The sequence below is a fragment of the Marisediminitalea sp. genome (genome assembly GCF_984433645.1).
The window spans coordinates 26154-34908 of sequence record NZ_CFIDRX010000021.1; the positions used below are offsets into that span (position 1 = coordinate 26154).

General features: G+C 47.5%; 8 protein-coding genes. 6 read left to right on the plus strand and 2 right to left on the minus strand.

Annotated features, from left to right (window positions below; translation table 11 throughout):
- Window positions 1-34 precede the first annotated feature (34 nt).
- A complete protein-coding gene (gene add, locus AC4MRN_RS04870; RefSeq protein WP_491202650.1) occupies window positions 35-1033 on the minus strand; it encodes an adenosine deaminase in 999 nt (332 codons plus the stop codon).
- A 19-nt stretch (window positions 1034-1052) separates the two neighbouring features.
- A complete protein-coding gene (locus AC4MRN_RS04875; protein ID WP_073324635.1) occupies window positions 1053-1685 on the minus strand; it encodes a response regulator transcription factor in 633 nt (210 codons plus the stop codon).
- 169 nt (window positions 1686-1854) lie between these two features.
- Between AC4MRN_RS04875 and cmoA the strand changes: the two genes are divergently transcribed.
- The 6 genes from cmoA (at window position 1855) to AC4MRN_RS04905 (ending at window position 8579) form a co-directional block, all read left to right on the plus strand.
- Window positions 1855-2583 carry a carboxy-S-adenosyl-L-methionine synthase CmoA gene (gene cmoA, locus AC4MRN_RS04880; protein ID WP_491202651.1) on the plus strand — a complete coding sequence of 243 codons (729 nt, stop codon included), beginning with the start codon at window positions 1855-1857 and terminating at the stop codon, window positions 2581-2583.
- A gap of 9 nt (window positions 2584-2592) precedes the next feature.
- A complete protein-coding gene (gene cmoB, locus AC4MRN_RS04885; protein WP_491202652.1) occupies window positions 2593-3570 on the plus strand; it encodes a tRNA 5-methoxyuridine(34)/uridine 5-oxyacetic acid(34) synthase CmoB in 978 nt (325 codons plus the stop codon).
- A 283-nt stretch (window positions 3571-3853) separates the two neighbouring features.
- Window positions 3854-4741 carry a kinase gene (locus AC4MRN_RS04890; protein ID WP_073324638.1) on the plus strand — a complete coding sequence of 296 codons (888 nt, stop codon included), beginning with the start codon at window positions 3854-3856 and terminating at the stop codon, window positions 4739-4741.
- Entirely contained in the window at window positions 4738-5562 is an 825-nt protein-coding gene (locus AC4MRN_RS04895) for an HAD-IIB family hydrolase (protein ID WP_491202653.1), read from the plus strand. Before AC4MRN_RS04890 ends, AC4MRN_RS04895 begins: the two co-directional genes overlap by 4 nt.
- 8 nt (window positions 5563-5570) lie before the next feature.
- Window positions 5571-6794, plus strand: a complete 1224-nt coding sequence (locus tag AC4MRN_RS04900) for a glycosyltransferase family protein (protein ID WP_073324640.1) — start codon at window positions 5571-5573, stop codon at window positions 6792-6794.
- Between the two features lie 3 nt (window positions 6795-6797).
- Window positions 6798-8579: a sugar phosphorylase gene (locus AC4MRN_RS04905; protein WP_491202654.1), complete on the plus strand. Its 1782-nt coding sequence runs from the start codon at window positions 6798-6800 to the stop codon at window positions 8577-8579.
- The last annotated feature ends 176 nt before the right edge of the window (window positions 8580-8755 follow it).

Consider the following 8755-nt stretch of genomic DNA (forward strand, 5'->3'; position numbering starts at 1 on the left):
TGGCTTCCTTTTTGTTTGTGCAGAACTAAAAACCTTAGCGGTATGCTGCTTTTTCGAATAATTGCTGTTTATCGGTATCAGATAAAAACGCTTGTTCTACCGCGTTTCGTTGAACAGCGTCTAACTCGTTTTGCGTCAAATTTATCACAGATGCGGCTACACGATATTCGTGCGCTAAATCAATCGCTGACACGCCAGGATCATCGGTATTTAATGTCACAGCCAGGCCGGCATCCAAAAACGTCTTCAAAGGATGATTAGCAGTATCGGTTACTGTAGCGGTCTGATAATTAGAAGTGGGACAGGCTTCAATACCTATAGCATGCTCTGCCAGATAGGCCATGAGTTTGTCATCGTGCCGGGCTGCAACGCCATGCCCAATGCGTTGTGCACCCAGTAATTCTATGGCATTCCAGATGCTTTGTGGTCCATCAGCTTCTCCGGCGTGCACGGTGATGTGCCAGCCTGCATCCCTCGCCTGCTTGAAGTGTTCGACAAAAAGCGGCACGGGAAAACCCAGTTCATCGCCGGCTAAATCCAGCGCGGTTATATCGGCTTTATGTGCGATAAGCCCGGCTAACTCCTGCGAGCAGGCGTCGGTACCGAATGTTCGGCTGAGAATACCTATGAGGTTAACTTTGACACCGAAATCACGCTCACCGTCCTTACAGCCTTGAACAACGGCTTCTACTACATCGGCAATATGCAGTTGGTGCGCTTGCGCCATGTAATAAGGCGAAAATCGCAACTCAACGTAGTCGAGCCCTTCCCGATGGGCATCTTCTACATTTTCGTAAGCGATGCGATGGCAAGCGTCGGTATTGGCTAATACTGAAACGCCGCAATCCAGCTTGGCAAGAAACGCTAATAAGTCACTGGTTTTATCCTGAATCTGACAAAACGGAATCAGGCCTTCAGCCGAAGAAGCGGGTAACGAAAGTTGGTGGAGTTGTGCCAGCTCCCAAATGGTTGCCGGTCGGATGTTTCCATCCAGATGCCGATGAAGATCTACTTTAGGTATGCGTGGGTTCATCGGCACCTCGTGTGGAAAATTAATTGATTTGCAGTTTGTCCATCAGCAGTACCGCCTGGGTACGAGTGTTAATATCCAGTTTCTTCAACGCAGCGCTGATATGTGCCTTAACCGTTGCTTCCGTAACATTCATTTCATGAGCGATTTGTTTGTTCATCATACCTGAACGCACATAACGCAACACCAGTAACTGCTTTGGCGTCAGTTCCTTAAACCGCTCCAGCATATCGTTCATATTACTGCTGTGGTCTGTGAGTTTTTCCGCAATGTCTGCTGGTAACCATTGCTCTCCACCAAGCACGATATCAATTGCTTCAGCAATAGTGCGCGTTGGGGTTGATTTTGGCACATAACCCGACGCCCCTAAGGCCATTGATTGAGAAATCACATCAATGTCATCGTTAGCAGATACCATCACAATCGGTAATTCCGGGAGCTTTTCTTTCGCATTGGCCAGTGTGTCGAACCAGTTAGATCCTGGCATAGACAAATCCAACAGCAATAAGTCAACGTTATCATTGCGCTGTAAAATATCGAACAGCGCCTCGGTTGTCTCAGCTTCCAATACCTCTAACCCATCGAACAAAGGGGTGAGTGCCGCGGACAGTGCTTCCCGAAATAACGGGTGGTCATCAGCAATAACAAATCGCATCTATAAAGGCCTCAAATCGCTTTCTACTGCATATTTAGCATAGGGTAATACTAAAGATTAACATAATGAAGTAAAGAATTGGATTCTTGGTGATTTTTTTCGTTTTTTGCTTGGTTTTCTGCGGTGGCAGAGTAAAATTGCCGGCCGTAATTCGAGCATTGGAGAAAAAGTGGCCAATAAAGACAATATTTTTGCTACGCCCCGTGAGCACGTTAGCGATTTTTGTTTTGATGACGCGGTAGCTGAGGTATTTCCTGATATGATCAACCGGTCAGTGCCCGGTTATCAAACCATCATTGATACCATTGGTGAACTTGGGCAGGCTTACGTAACCCTTCAATCCAATGTGTTTGACCTTGGCTGCTCACTGGGGGCCGCATCACTGTCGGTTGCGCGACGCTGTCCGCCAGACCAGTGCCAGATTTATGCTATAGACAGCTCGGAGGCCATGGTAAAACGCTGCCAGCGCGTCGTAGACGCCTTTAATCTTCCAAACCAGATAGCGGTGTCGGAAGGTTATGCCCAGTCTGTTGAGATTCAAAATGCATCTATGGTGATTATGAATTTCACACTGCAGTTTATCGCACCCGATGAACGAAAAGCCCTGTTAAAAACCATTTATGATGGTCTGAACCCCGGTGGTATTTTTGTGCTGTCTGAAAAGGTGAAACATGAACAGGATTCAGGTAACGACCTGATTAATAACCTGCACCTCAACTTTAAACGCAAAAACGGCTACAGTGAACTGGAAATAAGTCAAAAGCGTGCGGCGCTTGAAAACGTTATGCTGATTGATAGTTTTTCTACCCATGAAAACCGTTTACGCGAAATCGGCTTTTCCGACGTGGTGATGTGGTACAAGTGCTACAATTTTATGTCTCTAGTGGCAATTAAGTAAGGTAAATCAATGAGTGCACACGCTTTGTTTTCCGCGGCTTATCAGGATTTACTGCAAGGTCCGCTGGCCCACTGGCTAAATACCCTGCCCCAACAAATGGACGACTGGTATCGCAGCGCGTTGCACGGTGAGTTCAAGAAGTGGCAAAAGCTGGTTGATAAGTTACCTGCCATAGAGGCTGATAATATTGACCTGTTAAACAGCGTCACAGTAAACAACAATGCCCCGGTGTCTGAATATCAACAGAAACACATTGAAGGTTTACTGAAGCAATTTATGCCCTGGCGAAAAGGCCCGTTCCATATCCATGGCATTCATATCGACACCGAATGGCGTTCTGACTGGAAGTGGGATCGGGTAAAGCCCCATATTGCGCCGCTGGCAGGGAAACAGGTGCTGGATGTTGGCTGTGGAAGTGGTTATCACCTGTGGCGTATGCGCGGAGAAGGCGCAGCTAATGTTTACGGCATTGACCCCACACAGCTGTTCCTTATTCAGTTTCTGGCGACTAAACACTTCATTGGCGACGCGCCAGTACACTTGTTACCTCTGGGTATTGAACAAATGCAGCCGCTAAAGGCGTTTGATACAGTGTTTTCCATGGGTGTACTATATCACCGCAAAGATCCCATGTTGTTTCTGCAACAATTGAAGGACCAGCTCAAGCCAGGCGGGCAATTAGTATTGGAAACCCTGGTTGTCGACGGTGATGAGAACACGGTACTGATGGCCGGAGAACGTTATGCGCAAATGCGTAACGTGTGGTTCCTGCCGAGTTGCGAGGCGTTAAAAGTATGGTTGACGCGCCTTGGATTCGTCGACTGTAAAACCGTCGATGTCAGTGTTACGTCTATTGAAGAGCAGCGTGCCACACCCTGGATGACAAACCACTCTCTGGTCGACTTTCTCGACCCCAATGATCACAGCAAAACTATCGAAGGTTATCCTGCCCCTACTCGCGCCGTGATCACAGCAACAAAGAAGTAAATCCTTAAAGCGGCCTGTGCCAACAAAAACTGGCCGCTTTGTTGTAAATTTTACACAGCCCACACTTGTCGATGTGGCTTTTATTCTGTGGCGCGACAAGCAATTCGACAAATATTTCTTCACCAACCACTGCAAACGACCAATTTTTGTGCAACACTGGCATTTGGCTCATTATTCATCGCTGTACGATCGGGTTTTATCTAACTTTGGCACAGATGTTGTAGGCATCATTAACTAATCACCTTAGAAACTGTGCTATCAGCTCATAAAATAAGGCAGCGCCATGGATATTTCTTTATTTCTTGAAGAACATCAGCTCCCGGAAAGCTACAAAGACATCGCACAAAAATGGTTCATTCCATTAGCTGAGGATTTAGCAGAGCACCAAATTGGTGCAAAGAGTCCCTATTTCGTTGGCATCAACGGCTGCCAGGGGTCTGGAAAATCAACGCTGTGTGACTTCTTAGTGTATTACCTTTCACAGCATAAAAACCTGAAAGTCGTGTCTCTGTCGATGGATGATTTCTATCTGGACCAGTCCAGCCGCAATGCGTTGGCGGTAAAAGTTCACCCATTGCTGGCTACCCGCGGCGTGCCTGGTACCCACGACACAAGGCTGGCTTTAAAAACGTACGAACAGCTTGGTCTTTACGGCACGGCCTCCATCCCTCGATTCAACAAAGCAATTGATAATCCTTTTCCCGTTACAGAATGGCCTGTGGTGAATACCCCGGTTGACATTGTATTGATGGAAGGATGGTGCTGGGGTGTTATGCCACAAGCCGAGGCGGCGCTTTCGGTGCCAGTGAACACCCTAGAGAAAGAAGAAGATTCATTGGGCATCTGGCGCCGTTTTGTTAATCGTCAGCTCGCTAATCACTACGTACCACTGTATGCCCGAATGCAAAGCTGGGTTATGTTAAAAGCGCCGTCGTTCGATCAGGTGTATCAATGGCGTACAGAGCAAGAGCACAAATTAGCCGCCCGTGTTGGCAGCGACCATCCCGGTATTATGTCAGACCAACAGATAGCGCGTTTTATACAGCATTATCAGCGCTTAACTGAACATGGATTAGCCACTTTGCCGGCAAAGTGTGATTATGTGTTTCACCTGGATGCACAGCGCCAAATACAACAAGTAGAACAAAAAAGAGAAAAGGTAGTTGAATGAAACAGTCAGACACTGTGATTTTTACCGACATGGACGGCACATTGCTCGATCACCATACATACAGTTTTGCCGCCGCCGTCCCCACGTTGGATAAGTTAAAAACGCAGGGCACGCCCGTGATCCCGAACACCAGTAAAACGTTTCTGGAAATGGTTGAGCTGCGCGAAAAAATAGGTCTGAAAGGCCCGTTTATTATTGAAAATGGTGCCGCTGCATTTATTCCCCACGGCTTTTTTGAGCAAAAGCCTGCGGGTACTACCTGGCAGGACGGCTTTTGGTGTAAGTCGTTTATATCGTCCAAAGGTTACTGGCTGAAACTACTTGAGTTAGTAAAAGCCGATTTTGCAGCAGAATTCACACATTTCAGCGAAATGTCGGTTCAGGAAATTATGGACGCAACTGGTTTGAGCGAAGAAGACGCGCAACTGGCTGCGAAACGTCAATATGGCGAACCCGTGCTTTGGCTTGGCACAGAAGACAGGAAACAAGCGTTTTTACAAGCCGTGAAAGAACGCGGTGCCACACCGCTTGAAGGTGGCAGATTTATTCACATTTCTGGTGAGTGTACCAAAGGTAAAGCCCTGCGCTGGTTTATGGAGGAATATCGTCGTCAAACCGCAACCGATGTCACGTCATTGGCACTGGGCGACGGCAAAAACGACATTGCGATGATGGAAGCGGCGGATATTGCAGTACGCATTGCCTCTCCCACCCATCAGCCTCCTGCCCTCAATAAAAAAGATAATGTTTATACCAGCACCTTACTCGGCCCTGAAGGCTGGACAGAAATGCTCACACAATTGCTTTCATTGAAAGATTAGGAGGACACATGGCCGATTTTTATCAAAACGGTGTAGTTACCACGTTACACAACCTGGCAAGCCGCTCAACAGAAGCGCTTGAAGCAGAGTTGCTGCGATTCTCGCAAAAGCGTCCGATGGCACTGATTCTGCCTTCACTGTTTTCAGAACTGGAAGGGCCAGCGCTATCCCATATCGTCGACGAACTGGTAGATGTACCTTATTTGTCGGAAATTGTAATCGGTCTGGATCGCGCAGATGCCGATCAGTACCGTCACGCACAGGGCTTTTTTAAACGCCTGCCACAACATCACCGTATTTTATGGAACGACGGCCCGCGCTTAAAAGCCATCGACGAAGAGTTGCAGGCCCTTGATCTTGCGCCAAAAGAGCTCGGTAAAGGCCGAAACGTTTGGTACTGCATGGGGTATATTCTGGCGTCGAATAAAGCTGAATCGGTTGCCTTGCACGACTGCGACATTGTGACTTACAAGCGCGACCTGTTGGCTCGCCTTATTTACCCGGTCGCTAACCCTCAGTTTAACTATGAGTTCTGTAAAGGTTACTACGCACGTGTTGCCGATGGCAAAATCAACGGCCGTGTATCGCGCCTGTTAGTTACCCCACTGCTACGCGCATTAAAACGCACACTGGGTGATAACGAATACATTGAGTTTATGGACAGCTTCCGCTATCCACTTGCCGGTGAATTTTCGTTCCGCCGTGACGTGTTGAATGACATTCGCATCCCCAGTGACTGGGGCCTGGAAATCGGCGTATTGTCTGAAATGCATCGCAACTATTCTCACAACCGCTTGTGTCAGGCTGATATCGCCGATGCCTACGATCACAAACACCAGGACCTGTCGCTCAACAACGAACAAGGCGGGTTGTCTAAGATGTCTATCGACATCACTAAAGCGGTATTCAGAAAACTGGCCACACAGGGCTTTTCGTTTAGCAACGAGATGTTCCGTTCTATTAAAGCCACGTATTTCCGAATCGCGCTGGACTTTATTGAGACCTATCACAACGATGCGGTAATGAACGGCTTAACGCTGGATATCCACAGCGAAGAGAAAGCCGTAGAAATGTTTGCCAGCAATATCATGAAAGCCGGCCAACACTTCCTGGAAAACCCCATGGAAACCCCGTTTATTCCAAGCTGGAACCGGGTAACCAGTGCGGTACCGGATATTCTGGATCGTTTACTGGAGGCCGTTGAAGCAGATACTGAAGAGTTCAGAGGGTAGCCAATGACGAAACACTGGGATTACTTACACGAAAAAATCAGTCACCACCTGCAGTTTATTTATGCGGATGTGGTGACAGATATCCCAATGGGTGAGCTGGCTACTCAGCTCATGAACACCATTGGTTTAAATAACGAAGAAGACATTCAGATCCCTGCGCCCCACCAGAATTACTGGGATGAACAGGATATCGTAATGATCACTTATGGCGACAGTGTGATGAATCAGCACGAATCGCCGTTGTTTACCTTGTATCGTTTTTTACATACCTACTGTAAAAGTACCATCAACAAGGTGCATATCTTACCGTTTTACCCGTTTAGCTCGGACGACGGCTTTTCGGTAATTAACTATTCCAGTGTTAACGAAGGGCTTGGCACCTGGTCTGACATACACCGTATCGCCGCCGATTACGGTTTGATGTTTGATTTGGTGATCAACCACTGCTCGTCACGCAGTGTTTGGTTCGACAACTTTATTAAGGGCGAGGGTCCCGGGAGTGATTTTTTCATGACCGCAGACCCGTCTGATGATCTGTCTGAAGTGACCCGACCGCGCACCAGCCCCCTGTTGCGAGAAACCGAAACCGCCAACGGTACGCAACATGTCTGGTGTACGTTCAGTCATGATCAGGTGGATTTTGACTTCAGAAACCCCAAGGTATTGTTGACCTTTATCCAAATCATCAAACATTACATCGACAATGGTGCCAAGCTGTTTCGTTTAGATGCCGTGGCTTTCCTATGGAAAATTATCGGCACTAAATGCATCAACCTGCCGCAGACCCACGAAGTGATTCGTCTGATGCGCACGCTCATTGAGCACGTTGACCCCAGTATTATTATTATTACTGAAACTAACATCCCTAACCGTGAGAACCTCACCTATTTTGGTAATGCCAACGAAGCACATGCGATATATAACTTCTCGCTTCCGCCTCTGTTAGTTAACACCATGGTGAGCGGCGATTGTACTTATCTGAAAAACTGGATGATGAGCATGCCACCGGCGCAAAACGGCACGACGTATTTTAACTTTATTGCCTCACACGATGGCATTGGGTTACGACCGGCAGAAGGGTTACTGAGTGATGATGAACTGGGTACGTTAGTGCAGGCTATGCAAAATTTTGGCGGGCGTATTTCGTGGCGTTCTTCTGAAAATGGTCAGCAGAAGCCTTATGAGATCAACATAACCTTGTTTGATGCCATGCAAGGCACAGTAAAAGGCCCCGACAAGTATCAGATCGACCGCTTCTTGTGCGCGCATGCCATTATGCTGGGTATGGAAGGTATTCCAGGCCTGTATATTCACAGCCTGCTGGGCACGTCAAACGATTACGAAAAAGTCGCGAATACTGGACAAAATCGTTCAATAAACCGCAAGCGCTGGGAATACAGCGAACTTGAGACATTGCTCGACTCGCCCTACTCTCAGCACCACAAGGTGCTAACCCGTTTGTCGCAGTTGATTCGCATTCGTAAAGCCCAGGAAGCGTTCCACCCGAATGCTACGCAGTTTACGTTGCAGTTAGGTAACAAACTGTTTGGTTACTGGCGTCAAAGTCTGAATCGCAGACAGAGCATTTTCTGTATCAGTAACGTTACCGATGAGGAACAGTCAATTCTGTTGTCAGATATTAATCTAATTGGTACCGACAACTGGATTGATCTTATCAGTCGTGAACAGGTTGAAGATGTGCTCGGCTTTATGCAGCTCAAACCTTACCAGACCGTGTGGTTAAGCAACATGGATTACGAAGAATACCGCAAAGCCAACAGTTAATACTTGCAGCGGCAAACAAAGAGCTGTCGGTCTTCTTGTTTGCCGCTATTCTGTTCCCCACAGCCTGAACATTGGTGTTATACTGCGCGCCTCATTGAATTGTAAGACATTCTCATGGCTGCGAATCCCTGGTTACCTCTACAAGATGCAATTAATCTACTGCTTTCTTCTGCTCC

What these genes read in the sequence shown, in the direction of transcription:
- add (WP_491202650.1), bottom strand. Translation starts at nt 1,033, where the DNA reads ATGAACCCACGCATACCTAAAGTAGATCTTCATCGGCATCTGGATGGA.
- AC4MRN_RS04875 (WP_073324635.1), bottom strand. Translation starts at nt 1,685, where the DNA reads ATGCGATTTGTTATTGCTGATGACCACCCGTTATTTCGGGAAGCACTG.
- cmoB (WP_491202652.1), top strand. Translation starts at nt 2,593, where the DNA reads ATGAGTGCACACGCTTTGTTTTCCGCGGCTTATCAGGATTTACTGCAA.
- AC4MRN_RS04890 (WP_073324638.1), top strand. Translation starts at nt 3,854, where the DNA reads ATGGATATTTCTTTATTTCTTGAAGAACATCAGCTCCCGGAAAGCTAC.
- AC4MRN_RS04895 (WP_491202653.1), top strand. Translation starts at nt 4,738, where the DNA reads ATGAAACAGTCAGACACTGTGATTTTTACCGACATGGACGGCACATTG.
- AC4MRN_RS04900 (WP_073324640.1), top strand. Translation starts at nt 5,571, where the DNA reads ATGGCCGATTTTTATCAAAACGGTGTAGTTACCACGTTACACAACCTG.
- AC4MRN_RS04905 (WP_491202654.1), top strand. Translation starts at nt 6,798, where the DNA reads ATGACGAAACACTGGGATTACTTACACGAAAAAATCAGTCACCACCTG.